Source organism: Nitratireductor thuwali, from assembly GCF_036621415.1.
In the GTDB taxonomy this organism is placed as follows: Bacteria; Pseudomonadota; Alphaproteobacteria; order Rhizobiales; family Rhizobiaceae; genus Chelativorans; species Chelativorans thuwali.
In genome coordinates this window covers 1,172,470-1,198,208 of record NZ_CP030941.1, presented here as the reverse complement: position 1 = coordinate 1,198,208, position 25,739 = coordinate 1,172,470, and the positions used below count along the sequence as shown (strand labels likewise).

General features: G+C 66.2%; 26 protein-coding genes. 20 read left to right on the top strand and 6 right to left on the bottom strand.

Annotated features, from left to right (window positions below; translation table 11 throughout):
* Nucleotides 1-80: 80 nt before the first annotated feature.
* A complete protein-coding gene (locus NTH_RS05700) occupies nt 81-524 on the bottom strand; it encodes a PPC domain-containing DNA-binding protein (RefSeq protein WP_338529116.1) in 444 nt (147 codons plus the stop codon).
* A 163-nt stretch (nt 525-687) separates the two neighbouring features.
* Between NTH_RS05700 and NTH_RS05695 the strand changes: the two genes are divergently transcribed.
* From NTH_RS05695 to NTH_RS05685, 3 genes are all read left to right on the top strand, one after another.
* Complete coding sequence (locus tag NTH_RS05695) at nt 688-2,493, top strand: glycoside hydrolase family 15 protein (protein WP_338529115.1); 1,806 nt, start codon at nt 688-690, stop codon at nt 2,491-2,493.
* 119 nt (nt 2,494-2,612) lie between these two features.
* The gene (locus NTH_RS05690; protein ID WP_338529114.1) at nt 2,613-3,152 is read left to right on the top strand and encodes a vitamin K epoxide reductase family protein; all 540 of its coding nucleotides are present in this window, start codon (nt 2,613-2,615) and stop codon (nt 3,150-3,152) included.
* Between the two features lie 47 nt (nt 3,153-3,199).
* Nucleotides 3,200-4,069 (top strand): sterol desaturase family protein, encoded by an 870-nt coding sequence (locus tag NTH_RS05685; protein WP_338529113.1) that lies wholly within the window; start codon nt 3,200-3,202, stop codon nt 4,067-4,069.
* A gap of 64 nt (nt 4,070-4,133) precedes the next feature.
* Here the strand turns inward: NTH_RS05685 and NTH_RS05680 are convergent, their stop codons facing one another.
* Both NTH_RS05680 and NTH_RS05675 read right to left on the bottom strand, forming a co-directional pair.
* A complete protein-coding gene (locus NTH_RS05680; RefSeq protein WP_338529112.1) occupies nt 4,134-4,505 on the bottom strand; it encodes a sensory rhodopsin transducer in 372 nt (123 codons plus the stop codon).
* A 233-nt stretch (nt 4,506-4,738) separates the two neighbouring features.
* Nucleotides 4,739-4,990, bottom strand: a complete 252-nt coding sequence (locus tag NTH_RS05675; protein ID WP_338529111.1) for a hypothetical protein — start codon at nt 4,988-4,990, stop codon at nt 4,739-4,741.
* 190 nt (nt 4,991-5,180) lie between these two features.
* Between NTH_RS05675 and NTH_RS05670 the strand changes: the two genes are divergently transcribed.
* Entirely contained in the window at nt 5,181-5,540 is a 360-nt protein-coding gene (locus NTH_RS05670) for an SPW repeat protein (protein WP_338529110.1), read from the top strand.
* A gap of 95 nt (nt 5,541-5,635) precedes the next feature.
* On the opposite strand, the gene NTH_RS05665 is transcribed toward NTH_RS05670, so the two are convergent.
* Together NTH_RS05665 and NTH_RS05660 are read right to left on the bottom strand one after the other, a co-directional pair.
* Nucleotides 5,636-5,782 carry a hypothetical protein gene (locus tag NTH_RS05665; RefSeq protein WP_338529109.1) on the bottom strand — a complete coding sequence of 49 codons (147 nt, stop codon included), beginning with the start codon at nt 5,780-5,782 and terminating at the stop codon, nt 5,636-5,638.
* Nucleotides 5,783-6,382: 600 nt separating this feature from the next.
* Nucleotides 6,383-7,273, bottom strand: a complete 891-nt coding sequence (locus NTH_RS05660; protein WP_338529108.1) for a methylenetetrahydrofolate reductase — start codon at nt 7,271-7,273, stop codon at nt 6,383-6,385.
* A gap of 354 nt (nt 7,274-7,627) precedes the next feature.
* Here NTH_RS05660 and NTH_RS05655 point away from each other — a divergent pair, with 354 nt between their 5' ends.
* The 14 genes from NTH_RS05655 to NTH_RS05590 all read left to right on the top strand — a co-directional run bounded on the left by NTH_RS05655 (nt 7,628) and on the right by NTH_RS05590 (nt 22,367).
* A complete protein-coding gene (locus NTH_RS05655) occupies nt 7,628-8,362 on the top strand; it encodes a GntR family transcriptional regulator (RefSeq protein WP_338529107.1) in 735 nt (244 codons plus the stop codon).
* 279 nt (nt 8,363-8,641) lie between these two features.
* Nucleotides 8,642-10,054 (top strand): vanillate/3-O-methylgallate O-demethylase, encoded by a 1,413-nt coding sequence (gene ligM / locus NTH_RS05650; RefSeq protein WP_338529106.1) that lies wholly within the window; start codon nt 8,642-8,644, stop codon nt 10,052-10,054.
* Nucleotides 10,055-10,436: 382 nt separating this feature from the next.
* Nucleotides 10,437-11,438 carry a TRAP transporter substrate-binding protein gene (locus NTH_RS05645; protein WP_338529105.1) on the top strand — a complete coding sequence of 334 codons (1,002 nt, stop codon included), beginning with the start codon at nt 10,437-10,439 and terminating at the stop codon, nt 11,436-11,438.
* Nucleotides 11,439-11,445: 7 nt separating this feature from the next.
* Nucleotides 11,446-11,955: a TRAP transporter small permease gene (locus NTH_RS05640; RefSeq protein WP_338529104.1), complete on the top strand. Its 510-nt coding sequence runs from the start codon at nt 11,446-11,448 to the stop codon at nt 11,953-11,955.
* 5 nt (nt 11,956-11,960) lie between these two features.
* Nucleotides 11,961-13,256 carry a TRAP transporter large permease gene (locus tag NTH_RS05635; RefSeq protein ID WP_338529103.1) on the top strand — a complete coding sequence of 432 codons (1,296 nt, stop codon included), beginning with the start codon at nt 11,961-11,963 and terminating at the stop codon, nt 13,254-13,256.
* A gap of 17 nt (nt 13,257-13,273) precedes the next feature.
* Nucleotides 13,274-14,230 (top strand): catechol 2,3-dioxygenase, encoded by a 957-nt coding sequence (locus NTH_RS05630; RefSeq protein WP_338529102.1) that lies wholly within the window; start codon nt 13,274-13,276, stop codon nt 14,228-14,230.
* 21 nt (nt 14,231-14,251) lie between these two features.
* Entirely contained in the window at nt 14,252-14,980 is a 729-nt protein-coding gene (locus NTH_RS05625; protein ID WP_338529101.1) for a PIG-L deacetylase family protein, read from the top strand.
* Nucleotides 14,980-15,654: a 4-carboxy-4-hydroxy-2-oxoadipate aldolase/oxaloacetate decarboxylase gene (locus tag NTH_RS05620; protein ID WP_338529100.1), complete on the top strand. Its 675-nt coding sequence runs from the start codon at nt 14,980-14,982 to the stop codon at nt 15,652-15,654. The genes NTH_RS05625 and NTH_RS05620 overlap by 1 nt, the downstream gene beginning before the upstream one ends.
* Complete coding sequence (locus NTH_RS05615; protein ID WP_422392353.1) at nt 15,647-16,717, top strand: 4-oxalomesaconate tautomerase; 1,071 nt, start codon at nt 15,647-15,649, stop codon at nt 16,715-16,717. The genes NTH_RS05620 and NTH_RS05615 overlap by 8 nt, the downstream gene beginning before the upstream one ends.
* Before the next feature lies 1 nt (nt 16,718).
* Nucleotides 16,719-17,567, top strand: coding sequence for a formyltetrahydrofolate deformylase (gene purU / locus NTH_RS05610; RefSeq protein WP_338529099.1), 849 nt, complete (start codon nt 16,719-16,721; stop codon nt 17,565-17,567).
* Between the two features lie 17 nt (nt 17,568-17,584).
* Complete coding sequence (locus NTH_RS05605) at nt 17,585-18,475, top strand: NAD(P)-dependent oxidoreductase (RefSeq protein ID WP_338529098.1); 891 nt, start codon at nt 17,585-17,587, stop codon at nt 18,473-18,475.
* Nucleotides 18,472-19,845, top strand: a complete 1,374-nt coding sequence (locus NTH_RS05600) for an aminomethyl transferase family protein (RefSeq protein ID WP_338529097.1) — start codon at nt 18,472-18,474, stop codon at nt 19,843-19,845. The genes NTH_RS05605 and NTH_RS05600 overlap by 4 nt, the downstream gene beginning before the upstream one ends.
* Nucleotides 19,846-19,997: 152 nt before the next feature.
* On the top strand, nt 19,998-21,194 hold the full coding sequence (locus NTH_RS05595) for a LysR family transcriptional regulator (protein WP_338529096.1): 1,197 nt from the start codon (nt 19,998-20,000) through the stop codon (nt 21,192-21,194).
* Nucleotides 21,195-21,251: 57 nt separating this feature from the next.
* Nucleotides 21,252-22,367 carry a 5-methyltetrahydropteroyltriglutamate--homocysteine S-methyltransferase gene (locus tag NTH_RS05590; RefSeq protein WP_338531814.1) on the top strand — a complete coding sequence of 372 codons (1,116 nt, stop codon included), beginning with the start codon at nt 21,252-21,254 and terminating at the stop codon, nt 22,365-22,367.
* Between the two features lie 112 nt (nt 22,368-22,479).
* Here the strand turns inward: NTH_RS05590 and NTH_RS05585 are convergent, their stop codons facing one another.
* Entirely contained in the window at nt 22,480-24,318 is a 1,839-nt protein-coding gene (locus NTH_RS05585) for a feruloyl-CoA synthase (protein ID WP_338529095.1), read from the bottom strand.
* A gap of 105 nt (nt 24,319-24,423) precedes the next feature.
* Between NTH_RS05585 and NTH_RS05580 the strand changes: the two genes are divergently transcribed.
* Nucleotides 24,424-25,197 carry a crotonase/enoyl-CoA hydratase family protein gene (locus tag NTH_RS05580; protein WP_338529094.1) on the top strand — a complete coding sequence of 258 codons (774 nt, stop codon included), beginning with the start codon at nt 24,424-24,426 and terminating at the stop codon, nt 25,195-25,197.
* Nucleotides 25,198-25,206: 9 nt separating this feature from the next.
* On the top strand, nt 25,207-25,722 hold the full coding sequence (locus NTH_RS05575; RefSeq protein ID WP_338529093.1) for a MarR family winged helix-turn-helix transcriptional regulator: 516 nt from the start codon (nt 25,207-25,209) through the stop codon (nt 25,720-25,722).
* Nucleotides 25,723-25,739 lie beyond the last annotated feature (17 nt).

Sequence of the window (25,739 nt, the reverse complement as noted above, 5' to 3'; positions counted from 1 at the left end):
TGGCCCAACTAGACCTGCGGCCGGAAGTTCCGCGCCGTCCGGCCGCGATCGTGAAAGGCCGAAACGCTCAGCTCTAAAGCTCAACTCTCCGGCCGTATGAGCACCAGACCGCTTTCGGGGTCGAACCGCTTCTGCAGATGCACGGGGCTTTCCGTCAGGATGATCTCCAGCGTCGGGCGCACGCGGGCCTCGGCAAGATGGCCAGCGAGCGCGGTGCCGTCGCGCTTGCCGAGCACGGTATGGATATGAATGGCGCGGCTGCCGTCCGGGGCCAGCGCGACGTCTCCGTTGAGCGAGGCCACCTCCACCTGCTCGTCCACCGGATTGCGGAGATAATCCTTCTTGTCCCAGTCGAAATAGGTGATGACGGCGCTGCTGAAGGCCCCGATGGCGGACAAGCCGGCCGCCGAGAGTTCTTCGCGCTCGGCGAAATCCTTCAGGCAGGCCATGACCTCGTCGCCGGTTTCCAGAACCAGCGCAAAGGTCCGCTGTCCGTCATTGCTAGCCAAAATCCTGCTCTGCATCCTGCAGCCTCCGATCGCGCCGTGAAGTGTCTGACCCAACGATGGGGAAGGGCCAATCGTTCCGCCCGGCCGCAGTCATTCCCGTGTGCGGCGGTTGGAACCCATCGTGGCAAGGGGGATTTTGGAAGTATGCCAAATTGGCATGTTTTGCTTTGGGGAGCCGATGACGCCCAGGATCGAAGACTACGCCCTTATCGGCGACAGCCACAGTGCCGCTCTGGTCGGTCTCAACGGATCGATCGATTGGCTGTGCCTGCCGCGCTTTGATTCCCCCGCCTGCTTTGCAGCCCTCGTGGGCGACTCCGAAAATGGCTGCTGGCGGCTTGCGCCCGCCGGGGAAACCTTCTCCTCCCGGCGCCGCTACAGGCCCGAAAGCCTTGTCCTCGAGACGGAGTTCGAGACGCCGGAGGGCAAGGTGAGGATCACCGACTTCATGGCCGTCGGAAACCCGGACCGTCATGTCGTGCGGCTGGTTACCGGCCTCGCCGGCAAGGTGCCGATGCGCATGGACCTGAGGATCCGGTTCGACTACGGCCAGTTGGTGCCATGGGTGAGCAGGGGTGAGGACGGGGCGCTGGTCGCGATTGCGGGGCCGCACCGGCTTGTCCTGCGCACGCCGGTGGAGCATCGCGGCGAGGATTTCAAGACCGTCTCCGATTTCACCATATCGGAGGGGCAGACGGTGCCCTTCCAGCTCGCCTACGGCCTATCCTACGCGGGTCCGGCGACAAGCCTGGACCCGTTCGAGGCCCTGGAGAGAACGGACCGCCACTGGCGGGAATGGGCCGGTATGTGCGATTATGACGGGCCCTGGAGAGACGCCGTCATCCGCTCCCTGATCACGCTCAAGGCGCTGACCTATGCGCCCACGGGCGGCATCATCGCGGCGCCCACCACCTCGTTGCCGGAATATATGGGCGGCAACCGCAATTGGGATTACCGCTTCTGCTGGCTGCGCGACGCCACCTTCACCCTCTTGTCGCTGATGGCCGCCGGTCACCGGGCGGAGGCGGAGCACTGGCGCAACTGGCTCGTGCGCGCCATCGCCGGCAAGGCATCGCAGGTGCAGCCGCTCTACACGATCATCGGCGAGCACCGGCTGGACGAATGGGAAGTGCCGTGGCTCGACGGCTTTGCCGGCTCCCGGCCCGTGCGCGTCGGCAACGCGGCCTCCGGGCATCTGCAGCTCGACGTGTTCGGCGAGGTGCTCGACGCCCTTCACCACGCCCGCCGCAACGATCTCGCCGCCACCGAGGAAAGCTGGGCGCTCCAGAAGGCGCTGCTGGAATATCTGGAAAAGATGAAGGACATGCCGGACCACGGCATCTGGGAGGTGCGGGCGAAGGAGCAGCATTTCACCCACTCGAAGGTGATGATGTGGGTGGCCTTCGACCGGGCAGTCTCGGCCGTCGAGGATTTCGGGCTGGACGGCCGCGTCGAGCTTTGGCGCAGCCTGCGCGAGGAACTGCACGCGGAGATATGCGAGAAAGCCTTCGATCCGGAAATCGGCTCCTTCACGCGTGCCTATGGAAGCAAGGACCTCGACGCCTCCGCACTCCTGATCGCGCCGGTGGGGTTCCTGCCGGCCACCGATCCGCGGGTGGTCGGGACGGTCGAAGCCATCCAGCGGCACCTCGTCTCCGACGGGCTGGTGCGCCGCTACGACACGGAGACCTCGCGCGACGGCCTGCCTCCCGGCGAGGGCGTTTTCCTGGCCTGCACTTTCTGGCTGGCCGACAATCTCATCCTCCAGGGCCGCGTCGAGGAGGGGCAGGAGATTTTCCAGCGGCTGCTTTCCATCCGCAACGATGTCGGTCTTCTGTCGGAGGAATACGATGCGCAGGCTGAAATGCAGCTCGGCAATTTTCCCCAGGCTCTATCGCATCTGGCCCTCGTCGACACGGCATACAATCTGCTCGACCGCAAGGCTCCGGCGCGAGAGCGCGGGAAGCATTCGCGCCACAGTTAAAGCGGCGGCGGGAGGCCGTCATTGCCGGAACTTTGGCGCGCGGTCGCTGTTCGAAAGATGCCGCGGCAGGCTTCAGGCGCTGCCTTGCGAGACCCATGTGACGAGCGGGAGGAGAGCCGATGCGACAATATCTGATGGAACTGACCAGTCCGGGTCTCACTCCGCGAGACCTGCGCCGCTCCCTGCAGGGGGACGACAGCCGCGAGATGGATTATCGCAGGGCAATCGTCGGCGTGTCGCTGGCCGGCATCGCCAGCATGGCGGTGGTGAGCCTGCTGCAGACGGGAATCGTGCGGCATCTGCCCGACCCGCCGACGCGGCGGCCCCATTTCCACTCGGACAAGGTGAATTCCTCCGAGGAGGCCTACAGCTACGGCATGCCGGACGGGCCGCTGGCGGTGGCGATGCATGCCGTCAACCTCGTCCTGGCGGCGGCCGGGCCGCCCGACCGGCACAGGCGGCGGCCCTGGGTTCCGATTGCCGCGGGCTTCGCCGCCGCCGCGCAGGCGGCTGTCGCGGCCAAATATCTGTTCTACCAGATGCCCAAGGTGGACAAGGCGTGGTGCCCCTACTGCATCGTCGATGCGCTGACCCATTTTGCCACCTTCGCGCTCACCTTGCCCGAGGCCCGCAAGGCTGCAATGCGGTGGCGGCGATGATTCCGGCCTGCCGGAACCAATGAGCGACATGTTTCAGATCGGCAGCCATGGGGCAGGATAGGCGGATCCCGGCCTGGGTCAGCGGCGCAGCGGTGCTCGGCGTTTTCGGTCTGCTGGTCTGGTCGGAGACGCGGCGGCCGCTGCGTGAGAAGCGCGAAGGCAAGGCCAGGCGCAATATCCGCAACATCGCCGTGGCGGCCATGAGCGCGGCCACCCTGCAGATGCTGGAAAAGCCGGTGATCGACCCGATCTCGAGACTGGCCGAACGCCGCCGCTGGGGGCTGCTCGGGCGGCTGCGCCTGCCGCCGTGGGCCGAGAACCTTCTTGCCGTCGCGCTGATGGATTACGGCCTTTATCTCTGGCACATCATGCTCCACCGGGTGCCCTTCCTATGGCGCTTCCATCAGGTGCATCACGCCGACCTCGACATGGATACCTCGACGGCGCTGCGGTTCCATTTCGGCGAGATGGCCGCGTCGGTTCCCTACCGGGCGGCGCAGGTCGCCCTTCTTGGCGTGGCGCCGAAGCCGCTTTCGATCTGGCAGACGCTCCTGCTCGTCTCCGTCATGTTCCACCACTCCGACCTGAAGCTGCCGCTGCGGCTGGAGCGCCGGCTTTCCCGGCTGCTCGTCACGCCGCGCATGCATGGCATCCACCATTCGATCATCGAGGACGAGGTCAATTCGAACTGGTCGAGCGGGCTGACTCTGTGGGACCGGCTGCACGGCACGCTGCGGCTCGACGTGCCCCAGAAGGAGATCGATATCGGCGTGCCGGCCTACCGCAGGCCGGAGGACGTCACCTTGCCGAAGCTCGTCGAAATGCCGTTCACGGAGCAGCCGCGGACGGATCTTCTCCCGTCCGGCGAAAAGCCCCGCCGGGACAGACACGACCGGGGCGGAGGCCTTGCGGAATAGCCATGTTTACAAGAGGCAGGCCGCAGGACCGCCCAGCGCCGTCCGCAGGAAGCCGGCCGGCCGCTCAGGCTTCCGAATAGGCGATGGTGGAGAGCAGCGCATTTTCGGCCTGGCGGCTGTCGAGCCGCGTGTGCTGAACCACCATCGGACCGTCGGAGACGAGGACGCTCGAGAAGGGCGTGTCACGCGGGATGCTCTCCGGATCCTCCAATTCGTTGAAGCGCAAATGCAGCGTCCGCCGCGGCGGCACCGAGACCCGGTAGGGGCCGACCGGCTCGCGGTCGGCAAAGTAGATGGTGATCTCGACGTGGATCTCGCGGTCGCCGGCGTTCAGGATGCACGCCGTTTCGTGGCTGGTCATAGCCGGAGCGGGCCCGGTGCTGCTTCCGGGGATATATCCTTCGGCGATCGCCCACTGGTTGCGTCCGATGGCCATGATGTCCTCTTCAAAGCGTGGCGTCGGTAGCGGTCGGAACACTTGTCCCGCCCACATGTTCCAGCCACGCCGAACGGTCGGAGCGCCGGGTGTCCATGAGGACGCTATGCAAGGGCGCTCCAACTTTTGAATCTACGCATCGGCGAATCCACACACCGGCCCGAAAATCGTTTCGGGCCGATGCTGTATCCGGCGCAAAGTTGCGCTGGCTGACCTGGCCTGCAGCGGATCCTTCAGTTTTTCGACGGCCGCAAATGCGAGGTGTCGTGCCTGTCAAAGGCGATATTGCCGTGTCTATCGACGATTTCCTCGGCGATGGCCCGTTCCAACTCGTCATCGGTCAAGGCAAGATCGGGCAGCGCGTATCGGGTGCGCTGCATCATGTCCGCAATGGAGACGGGCCGGTCGCTTCGCCGCCGTTGCAGGAATTCCTGCAGTGCTTGCTTGAGGGCTGGGGGAACCTTGTTCGTGCTGGTGTTTACCATGAAAGCCTCCCTTGGAACTCAATGATAGAAAATGCGCGCGCCCGTGCAAGGGATTTTTCGTTCACCTGACCGTCCGCCAGGGAAACCTGACCGCACACCGATTTTAAAGGGCCGGAACCTTTGGTGACCGCCACAGTTGGCGGGTCACCGGCCGGACGCGGCGTCACTCAACTCAGGACAGGAGGGAACGATGCAGATAATCCCAACCCGGGTTCACGGCATTCTCGATTACGCGATGGGCTTGCTGCTCATCGTGTTGCCCTGGCTGCTCGGATTCGCAGATGGCCAGGCTGCGCAGTGGGTGCCGGTCATTGTCGGGCTCGCGGTCATCGTCTACAGTCTTTTCACCGATTACGAGCTCGGGCTGGTCCGGCTCATTCCAATGCCCGTTCACCTGGGCATCGACGCTCTTGGCGGGCTTTTTCTCGCGGCCTCGCCCTGGCTCTTCGGATTCAGCAGCCAGGTCTTCTGGCCGCACCTGATCTTCGGCATTCTTGAAATCGGGGCGGCGCTTTGCACCTACCGCAGGCCGCAACGGGCGCCGGCCTGAGGAGCCTTCCGCCTGCAAGGCGGCGGCGCGGACGGATCTGCGCTGCCGCCTCGAGGGAAACCAACTGAGCGAAACGGTCGAAGCTGAAGTTCGTCCTATAAGAACGTGGCGACGATAATAACCACCGAGACGCCGATTATTCCGCCCAGGGCGGCGATCCAAAGCAGCATCCGCCGCTCGGCGGTCTGGGACTCGCGCCGGTCGCGTCCATCGAATTTGCTGCCGCCGTGTTGTTTGAACATTTGTCACGTCCGTCTGGTCGGGGCACTCCGTACCCTGCAGACAGAGCGTGCGGGGTTCCGGGCTATCAGTGAAAGATCGAGTTGCCGCCAGACGGGAAGGCCCAAGCGGAGGGCCGACGCATGCAGGGTATACCGGATTAACTCACCGCGACATGGGCGGGTTCAGGCCCAGCGTCTAGTGAAGACCATATCACGATGTCCGGCCGATAGCGAGCGTTGAAGATGAAGCTCCAGCCACATCCGCGAGGCATTGCGATCAAATCGGATAGTACAGCAGCAGACCTGAAGCGATGAAAATCAGCATCATTGCGAGCAGAAATATCGTCAGGCTGTGGTTCTTCATGGCGCGTGCCCTTTCCGGGCTTCTCGGGCCTTTATGGTCCATCCGCGGGCTATTTGCAATGCAACGGCAGCCGCCGCCGGCGCGGCGGCCGGGGCCGCAGGCACATCGCCCGAAGCCGTGGCCTGAGACATTGGAGGGTTCGGGGCCGCCGGTGAGCGCGGCAGCGGTCCCGGCTGCCAGGCACTGCCTTTGCCGGGCACTTCCTGAACGCCGGCCGCCGTGCATTCACGGTGCCCAACGGCGCTCCGGCGGTTGCCTTACCGTGTCGCGGCGGCCTGGGCGCTCATGAAGCCTTCGGCCCATTCCGCCGATTTGAGCAGCCCGCCGAACGGATAGAGATGCAATGAGACACTGCCATGGACGGCAGGATCGAGGCCTGCGGCGAGCGCCGTGACCAGCGGGTCCGGGCCGGCCGTCGACAGGACCCTGGTGATCGACACGCCGTATTTGGCCATGACCGAGGCGGAAGCGCCGACGCCGCAGCGCGCGGCAAAGCGCAACAGCGTGCCGACATTGCAGGGACCGGGCACGCCGATGCGCACCGGCTCATGGATGCCCGCCGCACGGATGCGTTCGAGCCAGGAGAGGATGGGCGCGGCGTCGAAGCCGAACTGCGTGGTGATGGACGCCTCAAGACCCTGCGCCTCGATCCGGGCCAGCTTGTCGCGCATCGCCTGCATGAGCTTGTCGGGCCCGATGTCGGGGTGACCTTCCGGGTAGCCGGAAATGCCGATGTGCCGAATGCCGTATTTTTCGAGGAGCCCGCTGCGGATGACTGCGAGCGCATCCTCGTAGGGACCTTCAGGCCGGGGAGGGTCGCCGGCGACGACGAATGCGTCGTCGATCCGCGCCTCGCGCGCCAGCGCTTCGAGGAAGCCTTCCAGCTCGTGCTGCGACCGCAGGCGGCGGGCCGAAATGTGCGGCACCGGCACGAAGCCGAGCCGGCGGACGGTTGCTGCCGCCTCGATGCGGGCCTGCAAATCCTCATTGGGCAGGAAGGTGACCGATATGCGCGTGCCTGCCGGTATCTTCAGAGCCGCCTGGGCGAGATTGTCGACATCCTTCGCCGTGATCTCCAGCGAATAATCCTCGATCAGATCGAGCGTGCGGGGCCGAGGGCCCTTCCGGATCGCCTGCATGAGCATCATGGTCTCCGCCTCCCGTCGGTCCCGCGTCCACGCCACATCGCCGCCACCGCGGTTGAGCAACTCTCCGGCCCTGCCTTGGCGACGATCGGAGCCAGCGCACCGCAACGACTCCATCTGCGTACATCTCGATCATGGGCAGTTGCCGACATGTATACACAGATTCCGATATATAGCGAGGATTTGGCTTTATCAACCGGAAATTCGCTGGTTTTGCATACATAATTGTCACGAATCTTGAGATGAGCGGTGTCACCTTCCGTTCCATGTATGCACAATGAGGCTGGATTCTTCCGGCGATTGGCGGCATGGTCGTGCCGCGCGTTGGCGGTGAAGGCGAAGGGGAAATTGCGGAAGATGGCGGAGACTGCGAGCACCACCCATACGATGAGGGCGTTGACCGAACTCAGAAGGCGGATCCTGAGCGGCGAGCTGCCGGGCGGGCAGCGGCTGTTCGAGGTGCCGCTGGCGGAGTTGCTGCAGATATCGCGCACGCCCGTGCGCGAGGCCATGTCGCGGCTCGCGGAGGAGGGGCTTTTGGACCGGGCCCGCGGCGGCGGCTTCGTCGTGCGGACCTTCGGCTTTTCCGACGTCGTCGACGCGGTCGAACTGCGCGGCGTGCTGGAAGGTACGGCAGCGCGGCTGGCCGCCGAGCGTGGCGTGGCGCCGGAAGCGCTGGCCGCCATCCGAGCCACCGTGGACGAACTCGATCTGTGTTTCGACAAAGATGGCGGCGACGTGGACTTCGAGGGCTATTCGCGATTGAACGCGCGCTTCCACGACCAGCTTGCCGGGCTTGTCGGCAGCGAAGTCGTGCGGCGCGAGCTGGAGCGCGTGAAGCGGCTGCCATTCGCTTCGCCCTCGGCCTTTCTGCCGGACAAGGTGGAATTCGCCACGCGCCGACGGTCGCTGCCCCTGGCGCAGGAGCAGCACCGCGCGCTGGTCGCCGCTATCGCTGCGCGTGAAGGCGCGCGCGCCGAACATATAGCGCGCGAGCATGCGCGCACGGCGCGGGCCGACCTCGAATACGTCCTGTCCAAGGATCGCAGCCTGATCGGCACCGTGCCCGGTCTGGCATTGGTCGTGGTGTAGCGCGGAGCGGCCCGGCGCGCGCCTGCCGCCCGCCTCGATGGCGGCGGTCCTCTACAGCATCGGCCCGAGAACCGGACTCGATTTTCGGGAAGCTCGATGCGTAGATTCAATGGTTTAGAGCGTCCTTTGTGCGTCTTGAAAGACGCACGGCGCTCTAGCCGCGATCTGGTTCTGCCGGTGACCCGCTCGTGTGTACACAGGGGCGGTTTCCGCTTGCAAATCCCGCCCGACTGCGCGAGAAATGTATACATGGTATTTCACGACAGGGAGGAAGAACTCGTGGCAAAACCCAGCTTGCAGAGCATTTTGGAAGAAAAGGGCAACATCGTTCCGGTTCTGCGGAATTCCAAAATCGGCATGTATGTATACCCGGTGGTGGCGGCGGAGTTCACCAACTGGCGCGACGAGCAGCGCGCCTGGCGGGATTCGGCCGTGCTGTTCGACCAGTCGCACCACATGGACGAGGTGATCGTCGAGGGACCGGATGCGGCCAAGCTGCTCGAGGGTCTGGCCATCAACAGTTTCGCCAAATTCGGCACCAACCGGGCCAAGCATTTCGTTCCGGTCACGCCCGAAGGCTATGTGATCGGCGACATGATCATGTTCCGCGAGCGCGAGGACAAGTTCATTCTCGTCGGCCGCGCGCCGGCGGCCAATTGGGTGGAGTTCCATGGCTCGCGCGGCAAGCATGACGTGAAGATCACGCGCGATCCGCGCTCGCCCTCGCGACCCGACGGCAAGAAGGTGGAGCGCGTCCACTACCGCTACCAGATCCAGGGACCCGACGCTCCGCGGGTTTTCGAGAAGATGCATGGCGGGCCCTTGCCGGACATCAAGTTCTTCCATGTCGACTGGATCAATATCGGCAGCCGCCGGGTGCAGGCGCTGCGCCATGGCATGGCCGGCGCGCCGGGCCTGGAAATCTGGGGGCCCTATGCGGAGAAGGACGAGATCCGCGACGCGATCCTCAACGCCGCCGAGGAGGCGGGCGTCGACCTGCACCAGGTCGGCAGCCGCGCCTATTCCACCAACACGCTGGAATCGGGCTGGATCCCGTCGCCGCTGCCGGCCATCTACACGGGCGACGGCATCATGAAGGAATACCGCGAGTGGCTGCCCGCCAATGGCTACGAGGCGACCGGCGCGATCGGCGGCAGTTTCGTGTCGGACGACATCCGCGACTATTACACCTCGCCCTTCGCGCTCGGCTATGGGATCTACATCAAGAACGATCACGACTTCATCGGCCGCGAGGCACTGGAGAAGATGAAGGACCAGCCGCACCGCAAGAAGGTGACCTTCGAGTGGAACGCCGAGGACGTGGTCGAGGTCATCGCCTCCGCCTTCCGGCCGGGCGAAGTGCCCTACAAGTGGATCGACTTCCCGCAGCCGAACTATGCCTCTTCGGGTTTCGACAAGATCCTGCGCGACGGCAAGCTCGTCGGTCTGTCCATGTTCAACGGCTACAGCTTCAACGAGCGCTGCGTGCTGTCGCTGGGCGTGGTCGACGACGACGTGCAGGAGGGCGACGTGCTGACGCTGGTGTGGGGGGAGCCGGACGGCGGCAGCGGCAAGACGTCCACCGAAAGGCACCGGCAGGCCGAGATCCGCGTGCGCGTCTCGCCCACTCCCTATGCCCGGGAAGCCCGCGAGAGCTATGCGGAAAGCTGGCGCACGAGGAAGACCGCCTGACGCCAGAGAAGAAGGGGCGATTGCCTATTCTCAATGGCGATCATACCCTGCCGGCCATGGCGGCGCCTTCACGCTTCGCCATGGCATAGCTGGAGCGCCGTGCGCCCATTCGGATGGACAAACGACGCTCTAACGCTTTGAAACTACGCATCGTGCTTTCCGGAAATAGATGCCGATCGACGGGCCGATGCCGTAGGGAAGACGACTGCTCCCGCCGCGATACCGGTGCCGCGCCGCCGCGGCGGGTGACGATTATCTGTAACTAAAACTTATGGGAAGGCAGCAGAACGAATTCTTCGCTGTGCCAAAACAGGCGTTACAGTCCGGCGGTTCGTGCGGACGGCGTCCTGCGCCGCCAGCGCTTACAAAGGGAGGAAGTCGCATGTTCAGGAAATCGCTATCGCATGGTTTGGCCACTCTGGCCTTTACGACCGGACTTTTGGCCGCCGCGGCCGTTCCGGCCTCCGCTGAAACCTTGAAGTTCGCCCATTTCGTCGCCCCGGCGCATGTCTTGACCAGTTCGGTCGTCGAGCCTCTGTCCGAGGGCCTGTCGGCGGATACGAACGGGGAACTCACCGTTCAGGTCTATCCCGGCGGCGAACTGGGCGCCGGTCCGCTGGAGCAATATGTGCGCGTCGTGCAGGGTGTCGCCGACATCGTGTGGGGCCTGCAGGGCTATACGTCGTCACAGTTCCCGAAGACTATGCTCGCCGAATTGCCGGGTGCCATCCCCGACGGCATGATGGGCTACGATCTTTTGTGGAACGCCTATGACGAGCACCTGGCCAGCGAGTTTCCCGGCACCAAGCCGCTGGCGCTTTGGACGTCGGAGCCCAACATCTTCATCATGAAGGACCACGAGATCCGCACGCCGGACGATCTCAAGGGGCTGAAGATCCGCGTCTCGGGCTCCATCGCGGGCCGGCTCGTGGAAGCGCTGGGCGCGACGCCGGTGCAGATGCCTGCCGGTGAGATATACAATTCGCTGCAGACCGGGCTGATCGACGGGGTCATCACGGGAGCCTCGGCCGTGGCGGACTTCAAGCTCGACGAGGTGGCCAACAGCTACACGATCGGGGCGCCGCTCGGCCAGATCACCTTCTACGTGGTGATGAACCAGGCCAAGTATGACAGCCTTCCCGACGGCTTCAAGGCGGCGATCGATGCCAATACCGGCATCGTCCTGTCGAAGAGCGCCGAGGATGCCTGGCGGGCGCGCGCGGCCGAGACCATCGAGGGGCTGAAAGCTTCCGGCGACAACACGGTGATCGAATTGACCGATGAAGAGGCGGCAGCCTTCGGCGAGTTGACCCTTCCGGTGACGGAAAAGATGGTCTCCGAGCTTGGCGCAGAGGAAGTCTTCGCCGCCATGCGGGGAGAGTGAGCGCCCCATGCTCACCGGGCTCAGGCGTCTTGCGGACAGGCTGATCGGCCTGTCCGCCATCATCGGCGCCATCGGCCTTCTGGTCGAGGTGGTGGTGATCCTGGCCGACGTCGTCGGCCGCTATTTCGGTGTGCCCCTGGCGGGCGCGCAGGATATCTCGCAGATGACGATGGTCATCGTCGTCTTCGGCGGCATGGCGCTCTGCGACAGGCTGGGCGGCCACATCTCGGTCGACGTGTTCGAGCCCGCCTTTCCCCACTGGCTGAACCGCTGGACGGATATCGTCGCGGCGCTGCTGGGCGCCGTCATCTTCGCCGGCATCGCCTGGACGGTATTCGAGAGCGCAAGGCTGTCGCAGATGCTGAACCTGTCGACCAACATCATCGGGCTGCCCAAATACTGGTTCCAGTGGACGCTCAGCGCCTTCGCCCTCGTCACGGCCTTCGGAATGCTGCTGCGGGCGGTGGAGATGGTGCTGCGCGGCGCCAGTGCCCCGCATGGGGGGCGGCTGGTATGAGCTCCATGACCATCGGCACCCTGGGCATGGCGATCCTGCTCATGCTGCTCGTGCTGCGCGTGCCGGTGGCGCTGGCCATGTTCGCGGTGGGCTTCGTCGGTATCGCCGTCCTGAACGGTCCGATGGCGGCCATGAGCCTCATGGCCTCCGAGACCTTCACGCTCTCCTCCTCGGCCGAGCTGGTCGTGGTGCCGCTCTTCATCCTGATGGGCAACGTCGCCACCGAGGCGGGGCTGAGCCGGCGGCTCTACGACGCCGCCTATGCGGTGATCGGCTCCATCCGCGGCGGGCTCGCCTCGGCCACCGTCATCGGCTGCGGCGGTTTCGCCGCGCTGTCGGGCTCGTCCGTCGCCTCCGCGCTGACCATGGGCAAGGTGTCGCTCGCGGAGATGGACCGCTTCAACTACGATTCGCGCCTTTCGACCGGCGTGGTGGCGGCCGGCGGCACGCTCGGCATTCTCATCCCGCCCTCCACGGGCTTCGTCATCTATGCCATCCTGACCCAGCAATCCATCGGGCGGCTGTTCCTGGCCGGGGTCCTGCCCGGCCTGCTGCTCTTGACGCTGTTCGTGCTGACGATCAGCCTTCTGTGCCTGGTGAACCCGAAGCTCGGTCCGGCCGGCCCGCGCACCAGCCTGTCGCAGAAGGCGCAGGCGATAGGCGGCGCTGCGCCCATTCTCGGCATCATCCTCCTGACCATCGGCGGCATCTATGGCGGCATCTTCTCGCCCGTCGAGGCGGCGGCGGTGGGGGCGGGGCTGGTGATACTGGTGGGCGCGGCGCTGGGAAAGCTTTCGCTGCGCGCGCTGTGGAGCGCGACGCGGGATTCGGTGGTGACCACGGCCACGGTCATGCTGATCCTGATTTCCGCGCACATGATCAACCCCTTCCTGGCGCTCAGCCAGATCCCGCAGGCGCTGGGCGAGTTCCTGGCCGCCCTGCAGATGCCGCCCATGGGCGTACTGGTGGTGATCCTTGCCTGCTATCTTGTGCTTGGCTGCTTCCTGGAAGGCTTTGCCATGCTGGTGCTGACCATGCCGATCTTCTTCCCGGTGATCATGCAGCTCGGCTTCGACCCGATCTGGTTCGGAGTGCTGGTCGTGCTGACCCTCGAGATGGGGCTGATCTCGCCGCCTGTCGGGGTGAATGTCTTCATCGTGAAATCGGTGGCGCGCGATGTGCCGCTCGGCAGGATCTTCGCCGGCGTCTTTCCCTTCTGGCTGGCAATGCTGGCGGCGCTGGCGCTGCTCGTCGCCTTTCCGCAGATCGTTCTTCTGCTGCCGAACACCATGATCAACTGAGGAGATCCGCGAGCGAGATGAGTGAACCCTGCTACGACGTGGCCCATCTGGGGCATCTGGAGATCTACTCCGACCGGTTCGAGGAAAGTCTCGACTTCTTCACCCGTGTCTATGGGCTGACCGAGAGCGGGCGCGAGGGCGACAGCGTCTATCTGCGCGCCTTCGACGATTACGAGTATCACACGCTGAAGCTGACGCGGCACGAGACCACCGGGCTCGGCCATGTAGGCTACCGCGCCTCCTCGCCCGAGGCACTGGAGCGGCGGGTGAAGGCGATCGAGGCGATGGGTTGCGGCATCGGTTGGGTGGACGGCGATCTCGGGCACGGCCGCGCCTATCGCTTCACCGATCCGGACGGCCATGTTTTCGAACTCTATTACGAGACCCGCGACTACGAGCCGCCCGAGGACCAGAAGCCGGCCCTGAAGAACATCGCCCAGAAATATCACGGCCGCGGCGTGTGCCCGCGCCGGCTCGACCATTTCAACCTCCTGGCGCAGGACGTGGACGCGATCCGCGACTTCATGACGAGGGCGCTGGGCGCCCGCGTCACCGAGCAGATCCAGCTCGACAGCGGGCGCCTCGGCGGCTGCTGGTTCACGGTCAACAACAAGAGCTACGACGTGGCCTACACGCAGGATCACTCCGGCGCGCGCGGCCGCTTCCACCACATCACCTATGCGGTGGACCAGCGCGAGGACGTGCTGCGGGCCGCCGACATCTTTCTGGAGAACGGCGTCCATATCGAGACCGGACCGCACAAGCACGCGATCCAGGGAACCTTCTTTCTCTACGTATGGGAGCCGGCCGGCAACCGGGTGGAGGTGGCCAATGCCGGCGCCCGCCTCATCCTGCGGCCCGACTGGAAGACGATCACCTGGACGGAGGCCGAGCGCAGGAAGGGCCAGGCCTGGGGGCTGAAGACGATCGAGACCTTTCACACCCACGGCACGCCGCCCGTGGGCGAGGATTAGAAGCGGAAACAAGGAGAGCATATGGCCAAGACCGCACTAGTGATAAGCGCCCATTCGGCGGATTTCGTCTGGCGCTGCGGCGGCGCGATCGCACTGCATCAGGACAAGGGCTACGAGGTGACGGTCGTCTGCCTTTCCTATGGCGAGCGCGGCGAAAGCGCCAAGCTGTGGAAGCAGGAAGGCATGACGTTGGACAAGGTCAAGGCGGCGCGGCGCAAGGAGGCGGAGAACGCCGCCACCGCGCTCGGCGTCCACGACATCCGGTTCTTCGATCTCGGCGACTACCCGCTGGAGATGGACCGCGAGGCCAAGTACCGGCTGGTCGACGTCATCCGGGCCGTCCAGCCTGCCTTCATGCTGAGCCATTCGCAGTACGACCCCTACAACACCGATCACATGTATGCGACGCAGGTGGCGCTGGAAACGCGCATGATCGCCCAGGCCTGGGGCCACAATCCGGGAGAGAAGGTGCTGGGCGCGCCGCAGCTTTATCTCTTCGAGCCGCACCAGACCGAGCAGATGGGCTGGAAGCCCGACGTCTTCCTCGACATTTCCGCGGTGTGGGACAAGAAGCGCGCCGCGATCGAGTGCATGCAGGGCCAGGAGCACCTGTGGGACTACTACACCAACGTCGCCGTCAATCGCGGCAATCATTTCCGCCGAAACTCCGGCGGCCAGGCGGGCGGGCGCGCGGCCACCCATGCCGAGGGCTTCCAGTCGGTCTTTCCGCGCACCGTGGATGAACTGTGATGGCCGGCATCGTTGTACAGAACATCGAGCGCGCCGACCCCGACATCGTGCGGCGGCTGGGCGCCTGCGGGGTGGCGACGGTGCATGAGGCGCAGGGGCGCAAGGGCCTGCTGGCATCCTATATGACGCCGATCTACCGGGGCGCGGCGGTCGGCGGTTCGGCGGTGACGATCTCCGCTCCACCGGGCGACAACTGGATGCTCCATGTGGCCATCGAGCAGGTGAAGGCCGGCGACGTGCTGGTGCTGGCGCCCACCTCGCCCTCGGAGGACGGATATTTCGGCGATCTTCTGGCCACCTCCATGCAAGCGCGCGGGGGCCTTGGCCTCGTCATCGATGCCGGCGTCCGCGATATCGCCGACCTGACGCGCATGGGCTGTCCGGTCTGGTCCAAGGTCGTGCATGCGCAGGGGACGGTGAAGGAGACGCTGGGCTCGGTGAACGTGCCGATCGTGTGCGCCGGCGCCCATGTGCGGCCGGGCGACGTGATCGTCGCAGACGACGACGGGGTCTGCGTGGTGGCGCGCGAGGAGGCGACTTCGGTGCTGGAGAAGGCCGAGGCGCGCATCGCCAATGAGGAGGCCAAGCGCAAGCGGCTGGCCGCCGGCGAACTGGGCCTCGACATCTACGACATGCGTGCCCGGCTGGCCGAGAAAGGGCTGAAATATGTCTGAGCATCGCTTGTCGCCGGCCGACGGCGTGCGCTGCGTGTGGATGCGCGGCGGCACCTCCAAGGGCGGCTACTTCCTGGCGGACGACCTGCCGGAGGACCGCGATGCTTTCCTCCTGCGGGCCATGGGTTCGCCCGATCCGCGCCAGATCGACGGCATGGGCGGCGGCGATCCGCTGACCTCCAAGGTCGCGGTGGTGAGGCGCTCGGCGCGGGCGGAGGCCGATGTCGACTATCTGTTCCTGCAGGTCTTTGTCGACCGTCCCATCGTCACCGACAGCCAGAACTGCGGCAATATCCTGGCCGGCGTCGCACCATTCGCCATCGAGCGCGGCCTGGTGCCGGCGCGCGACGGGCAGACCGAGGTGCGCATCTTCATGGAGAACACCGGCCAACTCGCCGTGGCCACGGTGGCGACGCCGGGAGGGCGCGTGACCTATGAGGGCGGTGCGCGCATCGACGGCGTGCCGGGCACGGCGGCTGCCATCCCGATCGCCTTCGAGGACACGGCGGGCTCGTCCTGCGGAGCGCTGCTGCCGACCGGAAATGCCGTCGACACGGTGGAAGGCACCGCCTGCACGCTGATCGACAACGGCATGCCGGCCGTTGTGCTGAAGGCGGAGGACATGGGTATCGCCGGCGACGAGACGCCGGCCGAGCTGGAGGCGGACGAAGCGCTGCGCGCGCGGCTGGAAGCGATCCGGCTGGCTGCCGGGCCGATGATGAATCTCGGCGACGTGGCGGAGAAATCCGTGCCGAAGATGACCATGGTCTCCGCCCCGCGCGCCGGCGGCGCCATCTCGACGCGCAGCTTCATTCCGCATCGCTGCCATTCCTCGATCGGCGTGCTCGGCGCCGTCAGCGTCGCCACCGCCTGCCTGCTGCCGGAAGGGCCGGCGGCAGAACAGGCGGCGGTTCCGGACGGCGACGAAAAGCACCTGTCGATCGAGCATCCGAGCGGCGAGATGAGCGTGATCGCCACCATGCAGGACGGCGCGGTCGCGCGCGCGGCGATCCTGCGCACGGCGCGCAAGCTGTTCGACGGCGTCATCTTTGGCCAGGGCTGACATGAGCGACTGGATCCTCACCCTGAGCTGCGACAACCGGCCCGGCATCGTCGCCGCCGTCGCCGGCCGCCTGGCGGCGCTCGGCGGCAACATCACCGAGGCACATCAGTTCGACGACGCGATGACCGGCAGGTTCTTCATGCGCGTCGCCTTCGAGCTCGAGGCGCCGGTCGAGGCCTTGGAGGAGGGATTTGCCGAGGATGTGGCGCTGTTCGGCTTCGACTGGACGCTGCGTCCGGCCGGCGCTCCCCGGCGCGTGCTCATCCTCGTGTCGAAATTCGACCATTGCATGGGAGACCTGCTCTACCGCACGCGCATCGGCGAGTTGAACATGGAGGTTGCCGGCATCGTCTCCAACCATCCGAGCGAGGTGCTGAACCTGACGCTGCATAACGGCATCCCCTACCATCATTTCCCGGTCACAAGGGAAAACCGGCGCGAGCAGGAAGCGCGCATCAAGGCGGTGATCGAGGAGACCGGGGCCGAACTGGTGGTGCTGGCGCGCTACATGCAGATCCTGTCGGACGAATTCGCCGAGTATCTGTCGGGGCGCTGCATCAACATCCATCATTCCTTCCTGCCCGGCTTCAAGGGCGCCAAGCCTTATCACCAGGCGCATGAGCGCGGCGTCAAGATGATCGGCGCGACAGCGCACTACATCACCGGGGATCTCGACGAGGGTCCGATCATCAGCCAGGACGTCGAGCATGTCAGCCATGCCGATACGCCAGACGATCTGGTGCGCAAGGGCCGCGACATCGAGCGCCGCGTGCTGGCGCAGGCGATCGCCTGGCATATCGAGGACCGGGTGCTTCTGAACGGCTCCAAGACTGTGGTGTTCCCGAAATGACGACGGACGGACGGCAAATGAAGCGGATAGGCTTTCTCGGCTTCGGCGAGGCAGCGCGGGCCTTCCGCGCCAGCCTCGCCGCCCGCGATCCCGCGCTCCGCTTCCTGGCCTACGACATCCTGCTGCGCGAGGAGGCCGCTGCGCCGCAGATGCGCGCGGCGATGGCGGCCGAGGGTGTTGCCGCCTGCGATCCCGCCGGACTTGCGGAGGCCGACTGGTTGTTCAGCGCCGTGACGGCCGACCAGAGCGTCGCCGCGCTGCGGGAAGTTGCACCGTATCTGCGGCAGGGGCAGCTCGTCATCGACATCAACTCCGTCTCGCCCGCCCGCAAGCGCGAGAGCGCGGCCATGGCCGGCGCCCGCAGTGCGGCCTATCTCGACATGGCCGTGATGGCGCCCGTGCATCCGCACGGGCACCGCACGCCGGTCCTGATCGCCGGGGAGGCTGCGCATCAGGCCGGCCCGGAGCTTGCCCGGCTCGGCTTCGATTTCGACGTCGCGGGGCCGCATGTGGGGCAGGCGACGGGGATAAAGCTCGTCCGCTCGCTGTTCGTCAAAGGGCTGGAGGCGATCACCGTGGAGACGCTGCTGGCGGCGCAGGCGGCGGGCTGTCTCGACCAAATCCTGCAGTCGCTCGGCCGCAGCTTTCCCGGCCTCGGCTGGCCCGATTTCGCCGCCTATGAGTTCGAGCGCACGCTGCGCCACGGCCGCCGCCGGGCCGCCGAAATGCGCGAGAGCGCGGCCGCCATGAGAGAGCTCGGCCTGTCCGGAGACATGGCCGAGGCCATTGCCGGCGTCCAGGACCAGATGGGCGCCGCGCCCGCGCCGCCGCCGGCCGCCGACAATCTTGCAGAAGGCATCGGCGCCGTGTTCGCGGCGCGCAACGTCAAGGGAGGCAAGGCATCATGAGCTACAGATCGCTCGAGGACAAACTGCAGGCCGTGGGCAATCCGGCCGTGATGATGCAGAACGCGCCGACGGGGCGCTACGTCTATCCGATCCCGGCAGAATTCACCAATTGGATGGAGGAGCAGCGCGCCTGGCGCGAGAGCGCGGTCCTGTTCGATCAGTCCTTCCATATGACCGACCTTTACGTGCGCGGCCCCGACACGATCCGTCTCCTGTCGCATCTTGGCGTCAACAGCTTTTCAGGTTTCGGCAGAGGCAAAGCCAAGCAGTTCGTCGCCTGCAACCACGACGGCTATGTCATCGGCGATGTGATCTGCTTCGGCCTTGAGGACGATGCGGTGAATCTCGTGGGCCGCCCGCCGGTGCCCAACTGGGTTCAGTATCACGCAGAGACCGGCGGCTACGACGTCACGGTCGAGCGCGACGAGCGTACCGCCGACAATCCCGACAAGCCGCGCCGCATGTATCGCTACGAGGTGCAGGGCCCCAACGCCATGCGCATTCTGGAGGCGGTCAACGAGGGCGGGCCACTCGTCACGAAATTCTTCAATATGGGCGAGATCACGATCGCCGGTTGCAAGGCGCGGACACTGGCGCACGGCATGAGCGGCGCCAAGGGGCTGGAGCTGTTCGGGCCGTTCGAGGATGGGCGGAAGGTCAAGGCGGCGCTGCTGGCGGCGGGCGAGCCGCTCGGCCTCAAGCAGGCAGGCTTCCGCGCCTATTCGACGGTGGCGATGGAGTCCGGCTGGATCCCCTCGCCGCTGCCGGCGATCTATACGGGCGGGGCGATGAGACCCTACCGCCAGTGGCTTGCCGGCAACGGCTTCGAAGCCACTGCCTCCATCGGCGGCAGCTTCCAGTCCGATAATGTCGAGGATTATTATCTTACGCCCTGGGACCTGGACTATGGCAGGCTCGTCAAGTTCGACCACGATTTCATCGGCCGCGCCGCACTGGAGGAGATGGCCGACAGGCCGCACCGCACCAAGGTCACGCTGGTCTGGGACAAGGCGGACGTGCTGAAAGTATTCGCGGGCATGATGGAAGAGGGCACGCCGCCCAAGCTCATGGAAATGCCCGCCGCCCACTATGCCGCCCACCCTTACGACCAGGTGCTGGCCGGCGGCCGGCTCGTCGGCTTTTCCACCTATCCCGTCTACACGGCCAATGAGCGCGCATGGATATCGCTGGCAATGGTGGAGGGCGCGCTGTCGCAGCCCGGCACGAGGCTCACCGTGCTGTGGGGCGAGGCCGACGGCGGCACCGACAAGCCCGCCGTCGAGCCGCACCGGCAGATGGAGATCGGCGCCGAAGTCCACCCTTGGCCGATCCACGAGGCGAGCCGCAGGGAATATCGCAATCGGGCGTGATTTCCGGGCGATCTGCGGCGGGAGGAAAATCACCGCCGCCAGCGCAAATGCGGTAAAGGCAGAAAGACGGAGCGTAGAAAATCAATCTGGTTGCGAGATGCGCTCTGCGCTCGACCGGGCAGGTGCCCGGCGCCTTGCGGGAGGGCTGTCTGGTGAAAGACTATCCGAACCTGCGCCATGTGCGCCTGTTCTGCGCCTGCCTGCAGCGCGGATCGGTCAGCCGCGCCGCCGAGGAGATCGGCCTGACGCAGGCGGCCGCTTCGCAGGCCCTGGCGCGGTTCGAGGCGATCTTCGGCAGGCGCCTGATCGACCGGCAGAACGGCGCCCCGGCCGCGACCCCCGAGGGGCGGATCGTGCTGGCGCGGGCAAGGCGCGCGCTCGACCTGATACAGGCCGGATGCGGGCGCCTGCCGGGGGCGGACCGGAACGCGGCCTCCCGGCTCACCATCGCGCATATGCGGGCGCTGGCGGCCTTCGCGGCGCGCGGCAGCTTCAGCGCCGCGGCCCGGCTTCTCGGTCAGTCGGAGCCCGCCGTGCATCGCGCGGCCCGCGACGCGGAAGCCTCCCTCAATGTGCCGCTGTTCGAGGGCGCGGGGCGGGCGATCAGGCTGTCGCCGCTGGGCAGGTCCGCCGCCCGCTGGTCGCGCCTGGCGCTGAACGAGCTGGAGAATGCGGGTGCCGAACTGGGCGAGTCCGAGGGCCGTTTCGAGGGGCGCGTGCCGGTCGGCACGCTGCCCCTGACGCGTACCAGCCTCGTTCCCCGCGCCATCGCCCGCGTCGCCTCGCGCCACCCGCAGGCGCAGTTCGAAATCGTCGAGGGACGCTACGACGCCCTGGTCGGCGACCTGGAGGACGGGCGCATCGACCTGATCGTCGGCGCCCTGCGCGGCGCGTTTCCGGCCCGCTCGCTGGTGCAGGAGGATCTGTTCACCTATTGCCTGGCCGTCGTCGCCGGCCGCGGCCATCCGCTTCTGGACAGGAACGGCCTGTCGATCGCGGATCTGGCCGACTATCCCTGGGTGGTGGCGCGCGAGGGCACGCCCTCGCGCGAGGTGTTCTCGCAGATGGCGGCCCACTTCCCGCCCGACCGGCCGCCGCGATGTACGGTCGAGGCGGGGTCGCTGGTGGCGATCCGCGGCCTGCTGCTCCATTCGCACCATCTGGCGCTCCTGTCGCGGCACCAGATACGCTACGACATGGAGGCGGGTTTTCTGCGCCCGCTCGATGTGGAGCTGCCACCCCATGCCCGCTCGGTGGGCATCACCTATCGGCGGCACTGGATGGCGACCGCGCTGCAGGCCGAGTTCATCGATGCCCTGCGCGACGCGGCGGCCGAAGCCGGAGCGTGAGCGGCACCACTCACGATAAACGTTGACCGCAACAAAGGAGACGAAGCCGTGACGACCATGACACCACCGTTCCGCGCCGACCATGTCGGCAGCCTGCTGCGCCCTCCCGCCGTCAGGAAGGCGAGGGCGCGGGTCGAGGCAGGGGAGCCGGGGGCAGCCGAGGCGCTGCGCGAGGCCGAAGACGCGGCGATCCGCGAGGTGATCCGCATGCAGGAGGAGGTGGGTCTGCCGGCCGTCACCGACGGCGAGATCAGGCGTTCCTGGTGGCATTACGACTTCATGGGCATGCTCGACGGGCTCGACATCGTCACCCGTGAAGGGGACGGCATCCAGTTTCACGGGGTGAAGACCAAGCCGAAGGTGCCGGTCGTCAACGGCAGGCTGGATTTCCCCGACGACCACCCGATGCTGGACCATTTCCGCTTCCTCGCCGCCAACACCAGCGTGACGCCGAAAATCTCCATCCCCGGCCCGAGCTGCTGCCACTACCGGCTGGAGCCGGGGGACATCCGCGTGAAGGAATATGCCGAGGACGCGGAGGCCTATTTCGCCGATCTGGTGAAGACCTACCGCAAGGCGGTGCGGGCCTTCTACGATGCGGGCTGCCGCTATCTGCAGATGGACGACATCTACTACGCCTATCTGTGCGACCCGAAGATCCGCGCGGCGTGGCAGGAAAAGGGCATCGACCCCGACTGGCTGATCGACCGCTATGCAAGGATGATGCACGACGCGATTGCCGACCGGCCCGAGGACATGGTCATCGCCATGCATATGTGCCGGGGCAATTTCCGCTCCACCTGGGTTGCCGAGGGCGGCTACGACCCGGCGGCGGAGGCGATCTTCAACAAGACCGGCGTCGACGTCTTTTTCATGGAATACGATACCGAGCGGGCCGGCGGGCTGGAACCGCTGCGGCTTCTGCCGAAAGGCAGGCAGCGGGTAATGGCCGGCTTCATCACCACGAAAACGCCGGCGCTCGAAAGCCTGGACGATCTGAAGCGGCTTTTCGACGAGGCCTCGAAATTCGTCGACATCGACCAGCTTGGAATCGCCCCGCAATGCGGCTTCTCCTCCACCGAGGAGGGCAATGAGCTGACGATGGACGACCAGCGCCGCAAGCTGGAGCTGGTGGTGAAAGTGGCCGAGGCGGTTTGGGGCGGGGTGGCGTAGACCGGTTCAGGAAAAGAACCGGCTTTTCCGCCGGGAACTGCGTGGAACCAGACGGCTGGATCGTTTCGCCGCCTTCCGGACATGGCGAAACGGTCCAGCGTCTGGTTCGGCCTTACCCCTGCGGCCTGTGCGGACCGCGGCCATGCCCGGGCAGGCCGATCACCCGCGGCGAGCCGGCGTAGAGCTCCTCGACCAGTGCAGCACGGTTGGCGAGCACGGCCCGCTGGTTCAGCGATCCCTTGTCCGTCACCTCGCCGGCCGCCATCGAGGGCGGCTCTTCCACCAGCAGAAGCCGGCAGACGCGGTTGGACGAGCCGGTGGCCTTGGCCGCGAAGCTTTCCAGCAGGCCGCGCAGCCGGGCGTGGTAGCCGGGGTCCCGCGCCTCATCCGGCTGGCGCGGAAAGACGAGCGCGCCGAGATAGGGCCTGTCCGGGCCGGCGATCGCCGCGTCGCGGATCGCATCGCCGAAATGATCGACCAGCGCCATGCGCAGCGCTCCAGTGCTCACCCAGGTGCCGGTATCGAGCTTGAAGTTCTCCGCCGTACGGCCGTCGAACAGGAAGCCTTTGGTCAGATCGTCGGGATCGACCGGCTTCAGGGCGTCGCCGAACTTGTAAAATCCCTCCTCGTCGAAGCACTGCTTCGAAAGCTCCGGCCGGCGCCAGTAGCCGGACATGACGTTCGGCCCCTTTACCCGTGCATCGTATTTGCCCTCGAACGGCACGAGCTTCAGGGTCACGCCGGGAATGGGCAGGCCGACATTGCCGGCGGTCTCCTGCGGCCAAATGCAGAACAGCGCGGCCGGCGACGTTTCGGTGGCGCCGAGCCCCGAGCCGATGAGGATGCGCATGCCGGTGGTCCGCACCGCCAGTTCCTGCAACGCATCCCAACTGGGCTGCGACAGCGAGGCGCCGGCATACCACAGCATCTTGAGCCGTCTGAAGAATGCCTCGCACAGCCCGGCGTCCTCGCGCAGGAAGGGGATGAGCGCGTCGAAGCCGGTCGGAACGTTGAAATACCAGGTGGGAGATACCTCCCGCAGATTGCGCACCGTCCTCGCGATGTCCGCCCTGGTGGGGCGGCCGTCGTCGACGTAGAGCGTGCCGCCGTTCATCAGCACCGACAGGAAGACGGAGTTGCCGCCGGCCGTGTGGTGCCAGGGCAGCCAGTCGAGGATCTGCGGCGGCTCGGTCTGGAAGTAGGCGTAGGCCATGCGCAGCATCGCCTGGTTGGAGCACAGCATGCCGTGGGTGTTGGGCACGGCCTTGGGGCTGCCCGTGGAGCCCGAGGTGAACAGGAACTTCGCGATCGTTTCCGATCCCACCGCTTCATGGGCGGCGTCGACGGCGCCGGTGGGGCGGGTGTCGAGCAGCCGCTCCAGCGCAGCGGCGCCGGCGGCCGGCGTGTCAGCCACGAAGGGAATGTCCGGCATCACCGCCTGCACCGCCGGCGCGAAGGCTTCTGCGTCCGCGGCATAGACCATGCCGGGGCTGGTCGCGGCAATCGTTTCGCGCAGCCTCTCATGACCGCCGCCGGTGAGGGAATAGGCTGGCGAGATGGGCGCGTAGGGCACGCCCACATGCATCGCCGCCATGGCGAGCGCGGCATGCTCGATGTCGTTGCCCGAAAGGATCGCAAGCGGGCGCTGCGGACCGAGACCGGCATCGAGAAGCGCCTGCCCGAGCCGCCGCGCGCGCTCGAGCATCCGCGCATAGGTGATGGTGCGCCAGCCGCCGCCGGCCTTGCGGTCGGCCAGGAAAACAGCGTCCGGCGTCGCCTGCGCGTAGCGGATCAGGTCCTCGGTGATCCGGCGCGGGTAGGGCGCCAGTTGCTTCCGCTCGGAGACGTAGATCGTACCGTCCCCGGCGCGGACGATCTGCGGGTCGGGCTTTAGAAGTTCGACCGGGCGCACCGGAGCGCGGCGCCAGCCCTCATGTGACCGTTCAGACATGTCTCCTCCGGTGCCCCGGCCGGGGCAATCCATGTCGACGTGTATTATTCACTTGTAAACAGTGTTGAATGCAAGTTAAATATCGCGGAAGCTCGGGGAGGATCGATGGCTTTCGTCGACTATGAGATCGCGGACGGCATCGCGCGGCTGACGCTGGCGCGGCCCGACAAGCGCAACGCCATGTGCGACGCGATGCTGGCGGATCTGGCGGCGTGCGTGGACCGCGCTGCGGAGGAGGCACAGGCGGTGGTGCTCGCGGGCGCCGGCGACCATTTCTGCGCAGGCCTCGACCTTGCCGAGCAGTCCGAGCGCACCCCTGTCGAAAGCATCGAGGGCTCGCGCGGCTGGCACTGGGTGTTCCAGCGCATCCGCTCCAGCCGCATCCCCTATTTCGCGGCTCTGCACGGCGGCGTGATCGGCGGGGGGCTGGAACTTGCAGCGGTGGCCCATGTGCGTGTGGCCGACAGCACCGCCTTCTTCGCCCTGCCCGAGGGCCAGCGCGGCATTTTCGTCGGCGGCGGCGGCTCGGTGAATGTGTCGCGGCTGATGAGCGTGGCGCGCATGATGGACTTGATGCTGACCGGCCGCGTGCTGGACGCCGAGGAGGCCGAGCGCTGCGACATCGTCACCTATGTCACCGAACCGGGCGGTGCCGTCGAGAAGGCGACCGAGCTTGCCAAGCGTGCCAGCGCCAATGCGCCGCTGTCCAACTACGCCATCATCAACGCGCTGCCTCGCATTCGCGACAGCGGCTATGACGAGGGGCTCTTCTTCGAGTCCATGATAGCCGCCTTCACCCAGTCGACGCCCGAAGCCCATGCCAGGCTGCGGGCCTTCCTCGACAAACGCGCGGCGCGCGTCGCCGCGCCGGCCAAGTAGGAGATGCGGGTGGCTGCCGGCAAGGAGGCGATCGTCGAAACGGAGCTCGACCCCGCCGCCATCGATCTGGGCGATCTGGAGCGTTCGGCCTCGTTCCTGCTGCGCATCGCGCAGCTCGCCGCCTATGAGGCGATTTTCGCCATTGCGCCTAACATGCCGCTCAAGCTGTCCGAGCAGACGCTGCTGCAGGTGATCGAGGACAATCCGGACGCCCGTCAGGGCGCCATCGCCGACGTGCTGCACATCAAATGGTCGCACATGACAAAGTTCGTCCGCTCCATGGAGATGCGCGGCCTTGTCGAGCGCTATGTGCCGCCGAACGACCGCCGCTCCGTGCTTTTGCGGCTGACCGAGGAGGGGCGCGCGCAGTTGCGGGAGATCAGGCCCCGCATGCGCAAGCTCGATGCCGAGGCCATGTCCATGCTGACGGCGCAGGAGCACCGCCAACTGGTCGGTCTTTTGCGCAAAGTGGCGGGCCGGCCGCCACTGGCCGAAGATCCCCCGGCGCCGGCGCGGGCTGAATGATGGAGAACGGGAGGCGC